Genomic DNA, 18,326 nt, shown 5'->3' on the forward strand with positions numbered 1-18,326 from the left:
GCCGGAAAATCGGCACGGCAAGGCGTGGCGCGCCAGTCACAAAAGACAGGCGTGTCGATAGGGCTGCGATGACGACGATGAGGTCGTAATCACGCTCTTTTCAGTGTCGATGAGAAGGACGTCGGGACATGACCGGAATCGGTCAGGATCGGGATGCCGCTGCTCGCTGTTCGGCGAGACAACGGCACAAAAAGATGCGCGTTATCTTGCCGAGAATCTGCCGGTTACCGAGACCGGCCGACAACTGTCACTCGAACAAGTACCCACTGTGGGTCTCCGCTATTGATGAAAACGCGCGAAGCTTACGCCCCGATTTCTGGAGAGTAAACCCGCAAAAGGAATGAGGTTGGGGAATGTGGCGGATGTTCAGGAAGGGTTCAGGATTCAGATTTTGCAGTGCCAGCAAGGTCCTCTTCGCGAGCAAGCTCACTCCCACAATAGCTCTGTGTACACAGGGCAAAGTGTGGGAGCGAGCTTGCTCGCGAAGGCGATGTATCAGCCGACATTGATTTAGCTGGCAGTCGCCAACAACAGATCCGCCATCGAACGGTGCCCACGGTTCTTGCCATGCTCATAAAGCGAACCGGCAATCTCATCCGCGCGAATCGGCAGGATCGACAGCAGCGTGTCGCTCAGACCGTGGCTGGCCTGGCAGAAACCCTGCATGTACAGACCGGCCTTGCAACGTTCGTCGGTGATCAGTTTGTAGTTGCGATCAACCTCGAAGTCGCCCAGATACTCTTCCAGCGGCGCCAGCAGTTTGCGGTGCATCTGCCGCTCGTAACCGGTGGCCAGCACCACGGCGTCGTACGTGCGCACGCTGACTTCGCCAGTAGCGTTGTTACGCACTGCCAGTTCAATACCGTTGTCGGTCGCGATGGCTTTCTCGACCGTGGTCAACGTGCGGAACGCGTGACGCGCGACACCGGAAACTTTCTGGCGATAGAAGATGCCGTAGATGCGCTCGATCAGATCGATGTCGACCACCGAGTAGTTGGTGTTGTGGTACTCGTTGACCAGCCGCTCACGCTCGCTGCTCTTCTGCTGGAAGATCAGGTCGGTGAATTCCGGCGAGAACACTTCGTTGACGAACGGGCTGTCGTCCGCCGGCTTGAGCGCCGAGCCACGCAGGATCATGTCGACCTGCACCGACGGGAACGAATCGTTCAGATCGATAAAGGCTTCCGCCGCGCTCTGCCCGCCACCGATGATCGCGATGCTCATCGGCTGATTGTTCACACACGGTTGCTTGGCCATTTGCGACAGGTACTGCGAATGGTGGAACACCCGGCCGTCACCCTTCAGCGCTTTGAACGCTTCGGGAATGCGCGGCGTGCCGCCAGCACTGACCACCACCGAACGCGCGGTGCGCACGAATTGCTGGCCGTCGCTGCCACGGGAAATCACTCGCAGCGCTTCAACTTGATGGTTGTGCAGCACCGGCTCGATAGTCAGCACTTCTTCGCCGTAGCGGCTCTGTTCGGTGAACTGCCCTGCGACCCAGCGCAGGTAGTCGTTGTACTCCATGCGGCACGGGTAGAAGGTGCCGAGGTTGATGAAATCCACCAGGCGCCCGTGCTGCTTGAGGTAGTTGACGAACGAATACGGACTGGTCGGATTGCGCAGGGTCACCAGATCCTTGAGGAAGGAAATCTGCAACTCGCTCTGGGTCGACAGGGTGTTGCCGTGCCAGCTGTAGGTGGGTTGCTTGTCGAGAAACAGAACATCCAGTTCGCCCTGGGTCGGGCCGCGCTCTTGCAGAGCGATGGCCAGCGCCAGATTGGAAGGGCCGAAGCCGACGCCGATCAGGTCGTGAACGATGGGCGATGCAATTGCCTGTGTCATTTCCAGTGTCCTCTGGATGAACCCCTCAACAGCGGGGAGGAAGAGCTTGGGTGACCGGCCGGCCCTTGAGCGGGACAGCAGGTCGTCTGTTGAGTAGGAACGAGGACAGTGAAATAAAATTTACCGGCAACAGCTCAATGGGCATCCCATTGTTTGATGCGCAACCGGCAATGTTTCATCGCGTTGACGATGTGCTTTTCCACCAGCGCCTTGGAAATCCCCAGATGCTCAGCGATCTCCGGGTGCGAATGGCCTTCGATCTTGCGCAGCAGAAAACTTTCGCGACACAGCGGGGGAAGTTCTGCCAACGCACGCTGGAGCATTTCCAGACGCTGACTGTGATCGAGGGTGCTGTGCGGCGACGGGGTGAAATAGCGCTCTTCGCTGTCGAGCACGTCCAGCGACTCGACCTGACGCAGAGCATTACGCCGATGGTCGTCGATCACCAGATTCAGAGCGGTGCGATACAAAAAAGCGCGGGGTTGCTCGATCGGCGTGTCGCTGGAGCGTTCCAGCACCCGCAGATAGGCGTCATGCACCACATCTTCGGCAACCTGACGGTTGCCGAGCTTGGCGTTCAGGAAACACACCAGCTCGCGATAGTAGTTTTCCAACATGACTCCCGGCCGCGAAAAGCGCGGTTTCTGTCCTTGAGCACACCACCCGGCCACCCGCAAAAGCGCAGTAGCGAGATGGTGGCAACTTGAGGCGCGTAATTTATAGTAATTCTCATATAGATTTAAAGTGGTGTTTGTCGTTGCCGGATAAATAGTCCTCCGCTATACCGCATGATTAGCTGTAACAACCTGTGTCACCAGCTAAATTCCTGCCTGCTTTCATCGTTTAATGGACAGCTCCCCGTGTCTGTCGCGCCCTGCGCCAGCATTCAATGACCGCCGATCTTGCGCGGCACACGAATGACGGGCCGAATTCCACTGGCCGGAACCCTGCATGAAACGTCCTCGTCCCGCCCGACGCGCCCTGCTCGTTATCCTCTGTCTGATCCCCGTTGTCGCTTACGCTGCCTGGCAGATCATGCCGCCGGGCCGGGACAAATTCACCACGGTGCAGGTGAGTCGCGGCGACATCGAAAGCAGCGTCACCGCGCTCGGCACCCTGCAACCGCGACGCTACGTGGATGTCGGTGCGCAAGCGTCGGGGCAGATCCAGAAGATCCATGTGGAAGTCGGCGACGTAGTCAAGGAAGGCCAGTTGCTGGTGGAGATCGACCCCTCCACGCAGAAGGCCAAACTTGACGCCGGGCAGTTTTCCATCGAGAACCTCAAAGCGCAGTTGCAAGAGCAAAAGGCCCAGCACGAACTGGCGCAGCAGAAATACCAGCGCCAGCAAAACCTCGCCGCCGGCGGCGCCACTCGTGAAGAAGATGTGCAGACCGCCCGCGCCGAACTCAAGGCCACGCAGGCCCGCATCGACATGTTCCAGGCGCAGATCCGCCAGGCTCAGGCCAGCCTGCGCAGCGATCAGGCCGAGCTCGGCTACACACGAATCTATGCGCCGATGGCCGGCACGGTGGTCAACATCGACGCCCGCGAAGGCCAGACCCTCAACGCGCAGCAGCAGACGCCGTTGATCCTGCGCATTGCCAAGCTGTCGCCGATGACCGTATGGGCCGAGGTTTCCGAAGCCGACATTGGCCACGTCAAACCCGGCATGAATGCCTACTTCACCACGCTCAGCGGCGGCAGCCGGCGCTGGAGCAGCACCGTGCGGCAAATTCTGCCGGTGCCGCCCAAGCCACTGGATCAAACCAGCCAGGGCAGCGGCAGCCCCAACAGCACGAGCAAAAGCGGCAGCGGCCGCGTGGTGCTGTATACGGTTTTGCTCGACGTCGAAAACAGCGACAACGCGCTGATGGCCGAGATGACCACCCAAGTATTTTTCGTCGCCGGCGCCGCCAAAGATGTACTCACCGCACCGGTTGCAGCCTTGTACAACGAAGGCCAGCAGGCCGGCAGCCAGACCGCGCGGGTGGTGGCGAAAAACGGTGACATCGAACATCGTCAGGTGCGCACCGGCCTCAGCGACCGCTTGCAGGTGCAAATCCTCGACGGCCTGAATGAAGGCGATCACCTGTTGATCGGCCCGGCAGAAGGTAGCGGAGGCTGATGCAAACGCCGCTGATCGACCTCAAAGACATTCGCAAATCCTACGGCGGACAGGACACCCCGCAAGTCGACGTGCTGCGCGGGATTGACCTGGCGATCCACGCCGGGGAATTCGTGGCGATTGTCGGGGCTTCCGGCTCCGGCAAATCGACCCTGATGAACATCCTTGGCTGCCTCGACCGCCCAACCTCGGGTGAATACCTGTTCGCCGGGGAAAACGTTGCGCAACTGAACAGTGACGAACTGGCCTGGCTACGCCGCGAAGCCTTCGGTTTTGTGTTCCAGGGCTACCACTTGATTCCGTCGAGTTCAGCCCAGGAAAACGTTGAAATGCCGGCCATCTACGCCGGCACACCCGCCGCCGAGCGCCACGCGCATGCCGCCGCCCTGCTGCAACGCCTGGGTCTGGGCGAGCGCACCGGCAACCGTCCGCATCAACTGTCCGGCGGGCAACAGCAAAGGGTTTCCATTGCTCGCGCCTTGATGAACGGCGGCCATATCATCCTGGCCGATGAACCCACCGGCGCGCTCGACAGCCACAGCGGCAAAGAAGTCATGGCGCTGCTCGACGAATTGGCGAGCCAGGGCCACGTGGTGATCCTGATCACCCACGACCGCGAAGTTGCCGCCCGCGCCAAGCGCATCATTGAAATCAGCGACGGGCTGATCATCAGCGACAGCGCGCTGGACAACCCCCACGCGCAGACCTCGGCCAATCCCGGCGCCCTGCAGGCCGTCGATCTGCGCAAGCGGCTGAGCGAAGGCGCCGAAGCCACGGGCGCGTGGAAAGGTGAACTGGTGGACGCCGTGCAGGCGGCGTGGCGAGTGATGTGGATCAACCGCTTTCGTACTGCCCTGACCCTGCTCGGCATCGTCATTGGCGTGGCGTCGGTGGTGGTGATGCTGGCGGTCGGCGAAGGCAGCAAGCGCCAGGTCATGGCGCAAATGGGTGCTTTCGGCTCGAACCTGCTGTACCTCAGCGGCGCTTCACCCAATCCGCGCACGCCGCTGGGCGTGATCACTCTCGACGACGTGGCCGCGCTGAAAACCCTGCCGCAGGTCAAACGCATCATGCCGGTCACTGGTGCTGAAGCCGCCGTGCGTTTTGGCAACGTCGATCAGAGCGCTTACGTCGGCGGCAATGACACCAATTTCCCGAGCATCTTCAACTGGCCGGTGGTGCAAGGCAGCTACTTCACCGACGCGGACGAGCGTAACGCCGCCGCCGTCGCGGTGATCGGCAAGAAGATTCGCGACAAACTGCTCAAGGATGTCGCCAACCCGATCGGCCAGTACATCCTGATCGAGAACGTACCGTTTCAGGTGGTCGGGGTGCTCGCCGAGAAAGGCGCCAGCTCCGGCGATCAGGACAGCGACAACCGCATTGCCGTGCCCTACTCCGCCGCCGCCATCCGTCTGCTTGGCGGGCACAATCCGGAATACGTGGTGATTGCCGCCAGTGACGCGCGCAAGGTCAAAGAGGCCGAACTGGCCATCGATGAATTGATGAAGCGCCTGCACAACGGCAAGCACGACTACGAGCTGACCAATAATGCCGCGATGATCCAGGCCGAGGCGCGCACGCAAAACACCCTGTCGCTGATGCTTGGTTCGATTGCCGCCATTTCGCTGCTGGTGGGCGGCATCGGCGTGATGAACATCATGCTGATGACCGTGCGTGAACGCACCCGCGAGATCGGGATTCGCATGGCTACCGGTGCGCGGCAACGCGACATCCTGCGCCAGTTCCTCACCGAAGCGGTGATGCTTTCGGTGGTCGGCGGACTCGCCGGCATCGGCTTGGCGCTGTTGGTCGGCGGCGTGCTGATCCTCAGCGAAGTCGCCGTCGCATTCTCCCTGATGGCGGTGCTCGGCGCTTTTGGCTGCGCACTGGTCACCGGTGTTGTCTTCGGCTTCATGCCGGCTCGCAAAGCTGCCCGGCTCGACCCGGTCACGGCCCTTACCAGTGAATGATCGATCTATGAAACCGTGTCTCAGCCTGTTGACCGTGTGCCTTTTACTCAGTGCTTGCGGCAGTCCTACGCAACGCCCGCAGAGCGGCATCCAGCCACCCGCCGCGTGGCACACGCCGCACAGCGCCAGCAGCGCGCGCAACGACGCGCAGTGGTGGACGCAGTTCGGCAGCCCTGAACTGGATAGCCTGATCGAACAGGCGCGGCTCGGCAGTTTTGATCTTGCGGCGGCGGTCGCGCGCGTTCGCCAGGCCCAGGCCAGCACGGTGATTGCCGGTGGTTCGCAACTGCCCGAGGTCAAGGCCGGGCTCAACGCCAATCGGCAGAAGCTGTTGCGCGGCAATGGCTACAGCCAGCTCGACGCCGACAGCAGCAACACCACGGTGGACTACTTCAGCGCCAACCTCAGCGCCAGTTATGAACTGGACTTCTGGGGCGGCCAGCGAGCTTCGCGCGAAAGCGCGCAATACGCCTTGCAGGCCAGCGAATTCGATCAGGCGACCGTGGAGCTGACATTGCTCGGCAGCGTTGCTGACAGCTATGCGCAAACCCTGTCCCTGAGCGAGCAAAGCCGGATTGCCCAACTCAATCTGAGCAACGCCTCGGATGTCCTGAAACTGGTGCAGACGCGTTTTGATTCAGGCTCCGCAACCGCGCTGGAACTGGCGCAGCAGAAAAGCCTGGTCGCCGCGCAACAACGGCAATTACCGCTGGTGCAGCAACGTGCGCGCGACGCCAGAATCACCCTCGCCGCCCTGCTCGGCCGGCCAGTGCAGGAATTGCCCGCGCTCACCCGACACTTCGACCAATTGCAGTGGCCAACCATCGCTGCCGGCGTGCCCAGCGAGCTGATCAATCGGCGCCCGGACATCGCTCGCGCCGAAGCGCAACTGGCCGCCGCCCGCGCCGACGTCACCGTGGCCCGCGCGAAGATGCTGCCCAATCTCACTTTGAGTGCCGAACTGGGTTCCGGTGCCGACCGCTTCAACGACATGCTGCGCAGCCCTTTTTATAACCTGACTGCCGGACTGATCGCGCCGATTTTCAACAACGGCCGCTTGAGCGCCGAGCGCGATCAGGCCACAGCCCGCCAGCAGGAACTGCTGGAAAACTACCGTGGCGCGATCATCAATGGTTTCGCCGACGTCGAGAAAGCGCTGAGCAGCGTGCGCGGGCTCGACGAACAGCGACAATGGCAAAGCGAAGAACTGAATCAGGCGCAAACCGCTTTCAACATCGCTCAGAGCCGCTATCAGGCCGGCGCCGAAGACTTGCTGACGGTACTCGAAACCCAGCGCACGCTGTACGCCGCGCAGGATCTGAACGTGCAACTGCGGCTGTCGCGCGTGCAGGCGAGCATCGCGTTATACAAGGCGTTGGGTGGCGGATGGCCGACGCGCTAACCGCATCAGCCTTCAGATGAAAATCGCGAGCCAGGCTCGCGATTGCTAGATAAAGCGCCAGTCAGACCTGCCGCTGTTTGACCTTCAGATGCCGTGCATACCACGGCCGTTGCGGCACCCGACGGAACAACCCGGCGAGGACTTTCTCGTCTTCGCTGAAGGTGATGCGCAGCGCCAGCTTCATGGTTTCCGGGTCCATTTCCATCGACTTGCCGACCTGCAAGCCAGGCGTGGTGCTGCAACCGTGAGTCACCGGCCCGAGCCACGGATCACCGGCCTCGACCCAGCGCCCCGGCGCAAACCACGGCACACCGTTGACCTCCTGACGACTCAGCTCACCCGGATGAAAGCGCTCGTGCGCCTTGAACCAGTCTTCGAGACGGTCATCGATCCAGCCATGGAAATGCCAGAACACCGGGTTGACGTGGGAGGAAAACGGGTCGCCCAGAAAGTCGTTTTCGGCGGCGTACCAGCGCGCGGAAAAGTCCGCCGGATCGCGGGCGAACGGCACCGGCTGACCGTTCGACGGATCGCGCGGCACCGAGGCCCAGCGCATGTGCAGCCAGTCATGCAGACCCAACTCCATCTCCGACCCCAACTGCCCGAGGGTCAGCTTCGACAGGTAGCGCGGATCACGGTACTGCGACTCCCAGACCTGGAAATTGCTGTGATAGGTCTCGCTGGTTTTGATGTCGCTGACCCACTGCGTGTAGTCGGCGTCATCGCTGGCCAGCCAGGTCGGCGGCAAGGCATAGCCGTCGTGATTATCGAAATAACGCGCGAAGCCTTGGCGGTCGAGATCGAGTTGCGGTTGCGGTCGCGGAAACTCCGGCCACGACGGCAGCGGCTGCATCGAGCGCGCCGTGCCAAGCATGTGCCGGTGCATGAAGAAAAAGTCGATGCCCGAACCATTACGATCCTTGCGTGGCCCACGCGCATCGCGCTCCTGGCCGCGCGGCCCGGGCTGCCAGCCGATGCCGCGCAGCGCATCGCGTTTGTCTTCGGGCAGGGTATGCCACTTGTCTCGCGACGCATGCCAGAGCTGATGGAACAGCCGATGCTCGGGCGAAATCAGCCACGCCAGCAAGGTCGGGCTCAGGCCGATGCGCTGCCGTGCTTCGGGAAACAAGTGTTTGTGTGCGACAAAGCGATTGTTCTCCTCGGGCAAACCGAGTGCCCGATCCAGACGCAAAATGCGCCCGCTGAGCGTGCCGCTGCCGGCATTGCCGAAATCCGCCCAGACCTCATCCAGCACCACCGCCAACTCGTACGCCGGCGCACCGTCAGCCGCGTGCGTGTCGATCAGGCGCCAGTACAGCTCGGACGGTTTGGCCTGCACCAGATCGCCGATGATCCGATAGCGCGGCTCGGCATCGCCACGCAGACGTTGGGCGGTGTCGAGGTAACCGCGCAGACCGCGACCGCGCTGAGCTACATCAAGAAACAGTTCCAGCCCCTCCAGCGGCAACCCGTCCAGCCCCGCTTGTGAGCCTTCGAAGCGAATACTCCAGACCCCGCGCAAGGCGTTCGACAGTTGCTGACCGGCCGCATCGGCCAGGTCCACCGTGGCCTCGCCGGGGGTAATCGTCGGGTCGGGCTTCGTCCATTCGCGATGCCCATAAATAGCCGCAGGCACGGCAGCACCGGTCACCGCCAGGCCTGCCATGAACCATCGTCGAGAAATCTTCATTGCCCTACCTGTGTCAGCCATGAAGCAGGCTTTATCCAAGCTAGAACGATTGTTACGCCGGCAAATTTACGCAGCGACGGCAAAAGACCGCCGCGCCCTGAAGCGATCTTTGGCCGAAACCTAAATTCCCTCGCCAATCACTCGTTCTTTCCAGATAGCAAAGGCCCTTGTGCCTGCACCTCGACGGCGAACTGACTGAGATTGGCAATGACAAAACCACGTTCGAAAAAGGCTCTATACATCGGCCTGCCGCTGGCTCTGGCAATCAGCGCCGGTGCAGGCTATGCGGCCTGGGATTACTGGTTCAAGGACAATCCCGGCTACCCGGCCAAAACCCTGAAACAGGCAGATGAGCTGCAGGAGAGAATTCTCTCGTTCGACAGCCACATCACCGTGCCGCTGGACTTCGGCACTGCCGGCAACGAAATCGACAAGGACGGCAGCGGCCAGTTCGACTTGGTCAAGGCCAGTCGCGGACGCCTGTCCGGCGCGGCGCTGACGATCTTCGGCTGGCCGGAAATGTGGAACGGCCCGAATGCTCCGCACAAACCTACCGACGGCTTCGTCGAGGAAGCGCGCAATCAACAGGAAGTGCGCTACAAAATCATCTCCGGCATGGTCCGCGACTTCCCCAATCAGGTGGCCATCGCCTACACCCCCGACGACTTCCGCCGTCTGCATGGCGAAGGCAAATTCGCGATTTTCATCAGCATGCTCAACGCCTACCCGCTGGGCAATGACCTGAACCTGCTGGACACCTGGGCCGCACGCGGCATGCGCATGTTCGGCTTCAGCTACATCGGCAACAACCAGTGGAGCGATTCTTCGCGGCCGCTGCCGTTTTTCAATGATTCGCCGGACGCGCTCAATGGTCTGTCGGATGTCGGCAAACAAGCGGTGCAGCGCCTCAATGATCTGGGGGTGATCATCGATGTCTCGCAGATGTCGACCAAGGCGCTGGAGCAAGTGGCGCAACTGAGCCGCACGCCAATGGTTGCCTCGCACTCGGCACCGCGCGCGTCGGTGGACATCCCGCGCAACCTCAGCGACAAGGAAATGCAGCTGATCAAACAGAGCGGCGGCGTGGTCCAGGTGGTGGGTTTTTCGGCCTATCTGCGACCGCTGACCCAAGGCACGCAGGACAAACTCAACGCCCTGCGCGCGCGCTTCGATCTGCCGCCGCTGCCGAACCTGGCCATGGCGCTGATGCCGGGTGATCCGATCATTGCGGCATGGCCGGAACAGAAGTTCGGCCAGTACGCCGGTCAGCTGTACGGCATCCTCGAGGAAGAGCCGAAAGCCACGCTGAAAGATCTCGGCGACGCGATTGATTACACGGTGCGCAAGATCGGTATCGACCACGTCGGCATCGCCTCGGATTTCAACGAAGGTGGCGGCGTCAAAGGCTGGGAAAACGTCGGCGAGATTCGCAACGTCACCGCCGAATTGCTGGAGCGCGGCTACTCCGAAGCCGACATCGCCAAGCTTTGGGGCGGCAACTTCCTGCGGGTCTGGGATCAGGTGCAGAAATCCGCCAAACCCGTCGCCAGCCGATGAACTTCTCCACTTTGAGCACAAGTGAACCGCGCCCATGACCGACCGCCGTACCTTTCTCAAACAGGCCGGCATCCTCGCCGCCGGCCTGCCGCTGGGTGCCGCCGTGCAGGCACACGCCCAGACTTCCCCCAGCGCGCCAGTGCTGACCAACGACAAATGGGGTCAGCTGCGTCAGCTGTTCAATCAGGATCCTGACTACCTGCATTTCTCCAATTTTCTGATCACCTCGCATCCGCGCCCGGTGCAGGAAGCCATCGACCGCCACCGCGCGACGCTTGATCGCAACCCCGGACTGATGATGGATTGGGACCTGGAAGAAACCTGGAAACACGAAGCCGATGTGCGCGAATGGGCCGGTCGCTATCTGCAAGTCAAACCCGGCCAGATCGCCTTGACCGGCAGCACCACCGAAGGCCTCGCGGCGATTTATGGCGGCATCCACGTGCGCCCGGACCAGGAAATCCTGACCACCGTTCACGAACACTACTCGACCGAATTCACCCTCGACTTCCGGGTGAAAAAGCAAGGCACGCAGGTGCGCAAGATCAAGCTGTTCGAGAACGCCTACAGCGTTTCGACCGACGAGGTATTGACCGCGATCCGCAAGGCCATTCGCCCCAACACCCGCGTGCTGGGCATGACCTGGGTGCAATCGGGCAGCGGCGTGAAACTGCCCATCGGCGAGATCGGCAAACTGGTCGACCAAATCAACCGCAATCGTGCCGAGGCAGAGCGGATTCTGTACGTGGTCGACGGCGTGCACGGCTTTGGCGTCGAAGACCTGAGCTTCCCGGACATGCACTGCGACTTCTTCATCGCCGGCACCCACAAATGGATGTTCGGCCCGCGCGGCACCGGGATAATCTGCGCGCGCTCGGAAGAGCTCAAAGACGTCACGCCGACTGTTCCGACCTTCTCTCAGGACAGCAATTTCGCCACCAGCATGTCGCCCGGTGGTTACCACGCCTTCGAACATCGCTGGGCATTGAGCGAGGCGTTCAAGCTGCACCTGCAACTGGGCAAGGCCGAGGTTCAGGCGCGCATTCACCAGCTCAACAGCTACCTCAAACAACGTCTGCAACAACACCCGCAGATCGAACTGGTGACCCCGCTGAGTCCGGCGATGTCGGCCGGCTTCACGTTCTTCCGGGTCAAGGATCGCGACAGCGACAAGATCGCCGCCTTCCTGATGCACAACCGCGTGGTGGTGGATGCCGTCGAGCGCGATGTCGGGCCAGTGGTGCGTACCGCGCCGGGTCTTCTCAATACCGAAGCCGAAATTGATCGCTTCATGCAGTTGCTGGTCCCGCAGCTGTGATCCCACAACTTTGCTTTCCCTTTGATCGAGATAACTCATGAACAGTGACACGCTCAACCGACCGCGAAACCTCCCGACACTCAACGCCCTGGCCGGACTGGCCCTGACCGCGCTGCTCGGCGGTTTGCTGCCTGGCACTGCCGCTGCGGCGACTGAACCTTTGCCCGCCGGCAAGGTGTTCAAGGACTGCAAGAACTGCCCGGAAATGGTCGTGCTGCCAGCCGGCAAATTCACCATGGGCACCCCGGACAACGAAGTCGGCCGCGAACCCGATGAAGGCCCGATGCACGAAGTGACCTTCGCCAAGCCGTTCGCCATGAGCCGCTTCCACATCACCGCCGGCGAGTGGGACAGCTACGTCAAGGAAACCGGGGTGAAGATCGCCGACGGTGACACCCGTCCGGGACGCGAATGCGTGGCGAGCAAACCGCGCTACAAACAGGAACCGCGGCAACCGGCGGTGTGCATGGACTTCAGCGACGTTCAGGCCTACGTCGCCTGGCTGTCGAAGAAAACCGGCCAGAACTACCGCATGGTCAGCGAAGCGCAGCGCGAATACGCTGCGCGCGCCGGTTCGAGCGGCCCGTTTCCGTTCCCCTTCGATGCAGACGGCGAGTACAACATCGCCAAGCATGCCAACACCTACGGCCCGACCGATGGCTTCAGCTTCAGCTCGCCAGTCGGCAGCTTCCCGGCAAACGCTTTCGGCATGTACGACATGCACGGCAACGTCTACGAGTGGATTGCCGATTGCGAACATCCCAACTACGTCGGTGCCCCGACCGACGGCAGCGCGTGGGTTGAAGCGGGCTGCGAGTCGTACAACATTCGCGGCAACGACTGGGGCGAAGCACCGGTGTTCTCGCGCTCGGGCAACCGCAACAACATCTATCCGAGCACCCGTGGCGACTGGATCGGCTTTCGCGTAGTACGCGATCTCTGACCTGCGCGCAGGCACCCGCTCTCCCCTCCGGTCGCCGCCAGTCGGCGACCGTCTAAATTAAGCGCCTGACCAGACGTTCTACTGGGTATCTGTCTCTACGACCCAAGGAACTGTCTCCCCATGTCCCAGCCCTCACGCGGTGCCGTTCACGAATTGTTCACGCTGCTCAAACCGTTCAGGCTGGTCGTCATCCTGTCGATCATTCTCGGCATGGTCGGCGGCCTCAGCGTGACGGTGCTGCTGGCAACCATCAACTCGGCGCTGCACTCCGACGCCGGCCTGACCCAAGGCATGGTCGCGCTATTCGCCGGGCTGTGCGTGCTGGCGCTGCTCAGCTCGATCTGCTCGGACATCGGCACCAACTTCGTCGGGCAACACATCATCGCCACCCTGCGCAAACAGCTCGGCGAGAAAGTGCTGTCGGCCCCCATCGAACAGATCGAGCGCTATCGCAGCCATCGCCTGATACCGGTGCTGACCCACGACGTCGACACCATCAGTGACTTCGCTTTCGCCTTCGCCCCGCTGGCCATTTCGATGACTGTGACCCTCGGTTGCATGGGCTATCTGGCGATGTTGTCGTGGCCGATGTTCCTGATCATGGTGGTGGCGATCATCATCGGCACCGGCATTCAGTTCTTCGCCCAGGGCCGTGGCATTCAAGGCTTCATGGCGGCGCGTGACGCTGAAGACGAATTGCAAAAGCACTACAACGCGATCGCTGAAGGCGCCAAGGAACTGCGCATTCACCGCCCGCGTCGCCAGCGCATGTTCGTCTCCGGGATCAAGGCCACCGCCGAGTTCATCTGCCGCACGCAGATTCGTTCGATCAACACGTTCGTGATCGCCAAGACCTTCGGTTCGATGCTGTTCTTTGTGGTGATCGGCCTCGCACTGGCGCTGCAAACCTACTGGCCGAGCGCCGACAAAACCGTCATGAGCGGTTTTGTGCTGGTGTTGCTGTACATGAAAGGCCCGCTGGAGCATCTGGTCGGCACCCTGCCGATTGTCAGCCGTGCGCAAATCGCCTTCCGCCGGATCGCCGAACTGTCCGAACAGTTCTCCTCGCCAGAAGCGCACCTGCTGCTCGATGATCAGGGCCAGAAGGCCCCGGCCGTGCACAGCCTGGAACTCAAGGACGTCAGCTACGCGTTCCCGGCGGTGGCCGATGCTGCGCCATTTCGTCTGGGCCCGGTCAACCTGAACATCGCTCAGGGCGAAATCATTTTCATCGTCGGCGAAAACGGCTGCGGCAAGACCACCCTGATCAAACTGCTGCTCGGGCTGTACCCGCCGCAGCAGGGTGAAATCCGCCTCAACGGGCAAAGCGTGAATGCCGAGAACCGCGACGACTACCGCCAGTTGTTCACCACGATTTTTGCCGATTACTACCTGTTCGATGACGTGGTGCAGGGCGACACGCACATCCCCGAAGACGCCAACAAATACCTGCAACGCCTGGAAATCGCGCACAAGGTCAGCGTGCAGGACGGCAGTTTCACCACCACCGATCTGTCCACCGGGCAACGCAAGCGCCTGGCACTGGTCAACGCCTGGCTCGAAGAACGCCCGGTGCTGGTGTTCGACGAATGGGCGGCGGATCAGGATCCGACCTTCCGCCGGATCTTCTACACCGAGCTGCTGCCGGACCTCAAACGGCTGGGAAAAACCATCATCGTGATCTCCCACGATGACCGCTATTTCGACGTGGCCGACCAATTGGTGCGCATGGAAGCCGGCCGCGTCGTGACGGAAATGGCCCCGGCCTGACGGAGCAATACCGCGTCAAACCAATCCCGCCTCTCGCGATAGACGTTTTTTCGCAGTGTGCGGGATTTATTTTTCCGGTTTTCGGCGGTTGTTGCGTCTAATTATCATTAACTAATAAAACTGCCCATACGCACTTCAGGAGCATTTCACGCAATGCACAGCCCAACCTTGTCCCGCGCACCCCTGGCAACGGCGATCCAGCAGCAAACCCGGAGCCAGGCGATCCTGCCGCGCGCCCTGCTGACCCTGCTGTTGCTTGGCACCGGTGAGGTGCTCGCCGCACCGACCAACGTCAACATCCCGGCTCAGCCATTGTCCAGCGCCTTGCAGCAGCTGGGTCAACAGGCCAATTTGCAGATGATCTACAGCCCGGAAATGCTCCAGGGCCTGAAATCCAACGCGGTGTCGGGCAATCTCGAGCCTGAACAGGCGTTGCACGACTTGCTGCTGGGGAGCGGCCTGACGTATCAGATCACCGGCAACACGGTCTCGTTGACGCCAATTGCCGGCGCAGCGGGAGATTCGATGCAACTGGGTGCGATCTCGATTTCCGGCAAGGCGCCCGGTTCGCAGACCGAAGGCACCGGGCTGTACACCACCTATTCGTCGAGTAGCTCGACGCGGCTGAACCTGACCCCGCGCGAAACCCCGCAGTCGGTGACCGTCATGACCCGTCAGCGTCTGGATGACCAGAAGCTGACCAACCTGACCGACGTGCTCGACGCCACCGCCGGCATCACCGTGACCCGCAACGGCATGGGCACCGAGAACGACTCCTACTGGTCGCGCGGCTCGCAGATCCAGAACTTCGAAATCGACGGCGTGCCGACTTCCACCCGTCTGGACAACTACACCCAAAGCACCGCGATGTATGACCGCGTGGAAATCGTGCGTGGCGCCACCGGCCTGATCAGCGGCCTGGGCAATCCTTCCGCGACCATCAACCTGATCCGCAAGCGTCCGACCGCCGAAGCACAAGCCAGCGTGACTGGCGAAGCCGGCAACTGGGATCGCTACGGCACCGGCATGGACGTGTCCGGTCCACTGACCGAAACCGGCAACGTGCGCGGCCGTCTGGTGGTGGATTACAAGACTCAGGGTTCGTGGGTTGATCGCTTCAAACAGGATTCGCAACTGATCTACGGCATCACCGAATTCGACCTCAGCGACGCCACCCTGCTGACCGCCGGTTTCAGCTACCAGAAAACCCAGGTCGACTCGCCAATGCGCGGCGGCTACCCGGCATTCTTCGGCAATGGCCAGAAGTCCCACGTGCGTCGTTCGCTGAACACTTCGCCGGACTGGTCTTACAACGACCACGATCAAACCAACTTCTTCACCTCGGTCGAGCACCGCTTCGACAATGGCTGGAGCGGCAAGATCGAATACGGTCACACCGAAAACAAGTTCGACCAGCTCTACGCCGTCGCCACCGGCACGCTCGACCAGGCGACTGGCTCGGGCACCGGCCTGCTGCCGGTGCGCTGGTCCGGTACGCCACGCCAGGACAACATCGACGCATACCTCACCGGCCCGTTCTCGGCCTTCGGTCGCGAGCATGAGCTGATCCTCGGCGTCACCGCGACCGACTACAAGGAAAGCACTCCGAGCTACGGCGACTGGTTGCGCGATTACAGCTTCGCTGTACCGGACATCAATACCTGGAACGGCAACTCGCCGAAACCAGCCACCTCGGTCATCAGCAAGGGCTCCATGCACGAGAAGCAGTACGCGGCCTACATGACCTCGCGCTTCAACGTCACCGATGACCTGACGTTCATCCTCGGCGGTCGTCTGACCGACTGGAAACGTGACACCGACACCAAGCCTTACGGCGGTGAAGCCAGCACCGTGAAGGAAAAGGAAACCGGGATCTTCACGCCATACACCGGCGTGGTGTACGACCTGGACGACAACTGGTCGCTGTACGCCAGCTACACCAAAATCTTCAACCCGCAGGCGTCCTACGTTCGCGACATCAACAACAAGTCCCTGGCACCGACCGAAGGCAAGGGCTACGAAGTGGGCGTAAAAGGCACCTTCTTCGACGAAAAACTCAACACCAGCCTGGCCCTGTTCAAGCTTGAACAAGACAACCTGGCCGTGTGGATGTCCGACACTCAGGCTTATCGCCTCGAGCAAAGCGCCGAGACCAAAGGCGTCGAGTTCGAACTCAACGGTGAGTTGGCCGAGGGCTGGCAGGCGTCCGCCGGTTATGCTTACAGCGTCACCACCAACGCTGATGACAAGCGCATTGTCACCAACGCCCCGCGCCACATGCTCAAGACGTTCACCTCGTATCGTCTGCATGGCCCACTGGACAAGATCACCATTGGCGGTGGCGTGAACTGGCAGTCGAAAATCGGCGAAGACCTGCACACCAACGAGCAAGGCAGCTACGCGATTACCAACGTGATGGCGCGTTACGACATCAGCAAAAACCTCAGTGCCTCCCTGAACGTCAATAACCTGTTCGATCGCGAGTACTACTCGATGATCTACTACGACGGCATGTACGGCGCCCCGCGCAACGTGATGACCAGCTTCAAGTACTCGTTCTGAGACAAAACTGCCTCAGTCTGAAAAAACGCACCGTCTGACGGTGCGTTTTTTTATGCGCGGGTTTCAGGTGCTTGCCGCACTGCGCCAGCCAGCAACAAAAAGGCCGGAACGGGTTACCCCGCTCCGGCCTCGTGCGTTACAGCGATTGCTCAACCCGCCGGGTACAACGCTTGTCGCAATACCTCGCTGAGCTCCTGATACACGCTTTCAATCTCGCCCGTGACCATCGGCATGCGCAGGAAGTCATGCACCAGCCCGGTGTATTCCTTGCACTGCACCGTCACCCCGCTCGCTTCCAGCCGTTGCGCGTAGGCATGGCCTTCGTCGATCAGCGGATCAAACCCGGCCAGCGCCAGATGCACAGGCGCGACACCGGGCAAAGCAGGCGCCAGTAACGGCGAGAAGCGCCAGTCGTGGCGGTCTTCAGGGGTGCGCGCGTAGTGCTCGTAGAACCATTCCAGCGTCGGACTTTCCAGTAGATAACCTTCACTGAGCAATTCCCGCGATTCACTGCTGCGCGAAGCATCGGTGACCGGATAACACAGCAGTTGCAGGCACGGTTGCAGCCGTTGCGGATCGGCCGCCGCTTCAATCGCCAGCACCGTGGCAAGAGTTGCGCCGACGCTGTCGCCGGCCAGCGCCAGCCGCGTGCTATCGAGGTTCAGCGCCGGTGCCTGTTGCGCCAGCCAGGCCAGCGCATCGGCGGCGTCATGCAGCGCGGTGGGGAATTTGTATTCCGGTGCGCGACGATACTCCACCGCCACCACCGCACACGGCGTGCGCTGGCAAAACTCGCGGCAGATGCCGTCGTGGGAGTCGAGACTGCCAACCACAAAACCACCGCCGTGCAGGAACACCGTCACCGGCAATGGCTCGGCGTTGTCGCTGATCGGCGTGTAAAGCCGCAGCGCCATGCTCGAGCCGTCGCGGGTCGGGTAACTCAGATCACGCGACTCCACGCCCGGCACTTGCCAGCGCATCTGCGCCGAAGACTGCTCGAACGCTTGCCGGGCCTGTTCCGGCGTCTGTTGGTGAAAGGCCTGCGCAGCACCTGTCTGGTTGGCCTCGACGAGGTCGAGAAACGCAGCGATTTCCGGATTCAAAGACATGTAGGACATCCCGGTGCGGCCCGTGGGCCG

12 protein-coding genes are annotated in these 18,326 nt (G+C 61.4%); 8 read left to right on the forward strand and 4 right to left on the reverse strand.

All coding sequences use genetic code 11. From position 1 onward, the window contains the following. Positions 1-510: 510 nt before the first annotated feature. Together ACOI8A_RS03735 and ACOI8A_RS03740 are read right to left on the reverse strand one after the other, a co-directional pair. On the reverse strand, positions 511-1,845 hold the full coding sequence (locus ACOI8A_RS03735; RefSeq protein ID WP_420648740.1) for a lysine N(6)-hydroxylase/L-ornithine N(5)-oxygenase family protein: 1,335 nt from the start codon (positions 1,843-1,845) through the stop codon (positions 511-513). Positions 1,846-1,979: 134 nt separating this feature from the next. Beyond that, on the reverse strand, positions 1,980-2,462 hold the full coding sequence (locus ACOI8A_RS03740) for a sigma-70 family RNA polymerase sigma factor (protein ID WP_420648741.1): 483 nt from the start codon (positions 2,460-2,462) through the stop codon (positions 1,980-1,982). A 334-nt stretch (positions 2,463-2,796) separates the two neighbouring features. Between ACOI8A_RS03740 and ACOI8A_RS03745 the strand changes: the two genes are divergently transcribed. From ACOI8A_RS03745 to ACOI8A_RS03755, 3 genes are read left to right on the forward strand one after another with little or no spacing between them, the layout of a single operon-like run. Further along, entirely contained in the window at positions 2,797-3,972 is a 1,176-nt protein-coding gene (locus ACOI8A_RS03745; protein ID WP_420648742.1) for an efflux RND transporter periplasmic adaptor subunit, read from the forward strand. Next, on the forward strand, positions 3,972-5,945 hold the full coding sequence (locus ACOI8A_RS03750; RefSeq protein ID WP_420648743.1) for a MacB family efflux pump subunit: 1,974 nt from the start codon (positions 3,972-3,974) through the stop codon (positions 5,943-5,945). Before ACOI8A_RS03745 ends, ACOI8A_RS03750 begins: the two co-directional genes overlap by 1 nt. Before the next feature lie 7 nt (positions 5,946-5,952). Next, a complete protein-coding gene (locus ACOI8A_RS03755) occupies positions 5,953-7,347 on the forward strand; it encodes an efflux transporter outer membrane subunit (protein WP_420648744.1) in 1,395 nt (464 codons plus the stop codon). Positions 7,348-7,408: 61 nt separating this feature from the next. On the opposite strand, the gene ACOI8A_RS03760 is transcribed toward ACOI8A_RS03755, so the two are convergent. Next, the gene (locus ACOI8A_RS03760; RefSeq protein ID WP_420651332.1) at positions 7,409-9,037 is read right to left on the reverse strand and encodes a PvdJ/PvdD/PvdP-like protein; all 1,629 of its coding nucleotides are present in this window, start codon (positions 9,035-9,037) and stop codon (positions 7,409-7,411) included. A 207-nt stretch (positions 9,038-9,244) separates the two neighbouring features. On the opposite strand from ACOI8A_RS03760, the gene pvdM reads away from it, so the two are divergent. From pvdM to ACOI8A_RS03785, 5 genes are all read left to right on the forward strand, one after another. Beyond that, positions 9,245-10,594, forward strand: coding sequence for a pyoverdine-tailoring dipeptidase-like protein PvdM (pvdM, locus tag ACOI8A_RS03765; protein WP_420648746.1), 1,350 nt, complete (start codon positions 9,245-9,247; stop codon positions 10,592-10,594). A 34-nt stretch (positions 10,595-10,628) separates the two neighbouring features. Next, on the forward strand, positions 10,629-11,912 hold the full coding sequence (locus tag ACOI8A_RS03770) for an aminotransferase class V-fold PLP-dependent enzyme (protein WP_420648747.1): 1,284 nt from the start codon (positions 10,629-10,631) through the stop codon (positions 11,910-11,912). Positions 11,913-11,949: 37 nt separating this feature from the next. Then, complete coding sequence (locus ACOI8A_RS03775; RefSeq protein ID WP_420648748.1) at positions 11,950-12,855, forward strand: formylglycine-generating enzyme family protein; 906 nt, start codon at positions 11,950-11,952, stop codon at positions 12,853-12,855. A 120-nt stretch (positions 12,856-12,975) separates the two neighbouring features. After that, positions 12,976-14,625, forward strand: coding sequence for a cyclic peptide export ABC transporter (locus ACOI8A_RS03780; RefSeq protein ID WP_420648749.1), 1,650 nt, complete (start codon positions 12,976-12,978; stop codon positions 14,623-14,625). A 153-nt stretch (positions 14,626-14,778) separates the two neighbouring features. Continuing rightward, complete coding sequence (locus ACOI8A_RS03785; protein WP_420648750.1) at positions 14,779-17,187, forward strand: TonB-dependent siderophore receptor; 2,409 nt, start codon at positions 14,779-14,781, stop codon at positions 17,185-17,187. Positions 17,188-17,336: 149 nt separating this feature from the next. Here the strand turns inward: ACOI8A_RS03785 and ACOI8A_RS03790 are convergent, their stop codons facing one another. Continuing rightward, positions 17,337-18,296, reverse strand: coding sequence for an alpha/beta hydrolase (locus ACOI8A_RS03790; protein ID WP_420648751.1), 960 nt, complete (start codon positions 18,294-18,296; stop codon positions 17,337-17,339). Positions 18,297-18,326: the final 30 nt, after the last annotated feature.

Origin of the sequence: Pseudomonas sp. P4795, from assembly GCF_048822895.1 — a bacterium.
In the GTDB taxonomy this organism is placed as follows: Bacteria; Pseudomonadota; Gammaproteobacteria; order Pseudomonadales; family Pseudomonadaceae; genus Aquipseudomonas.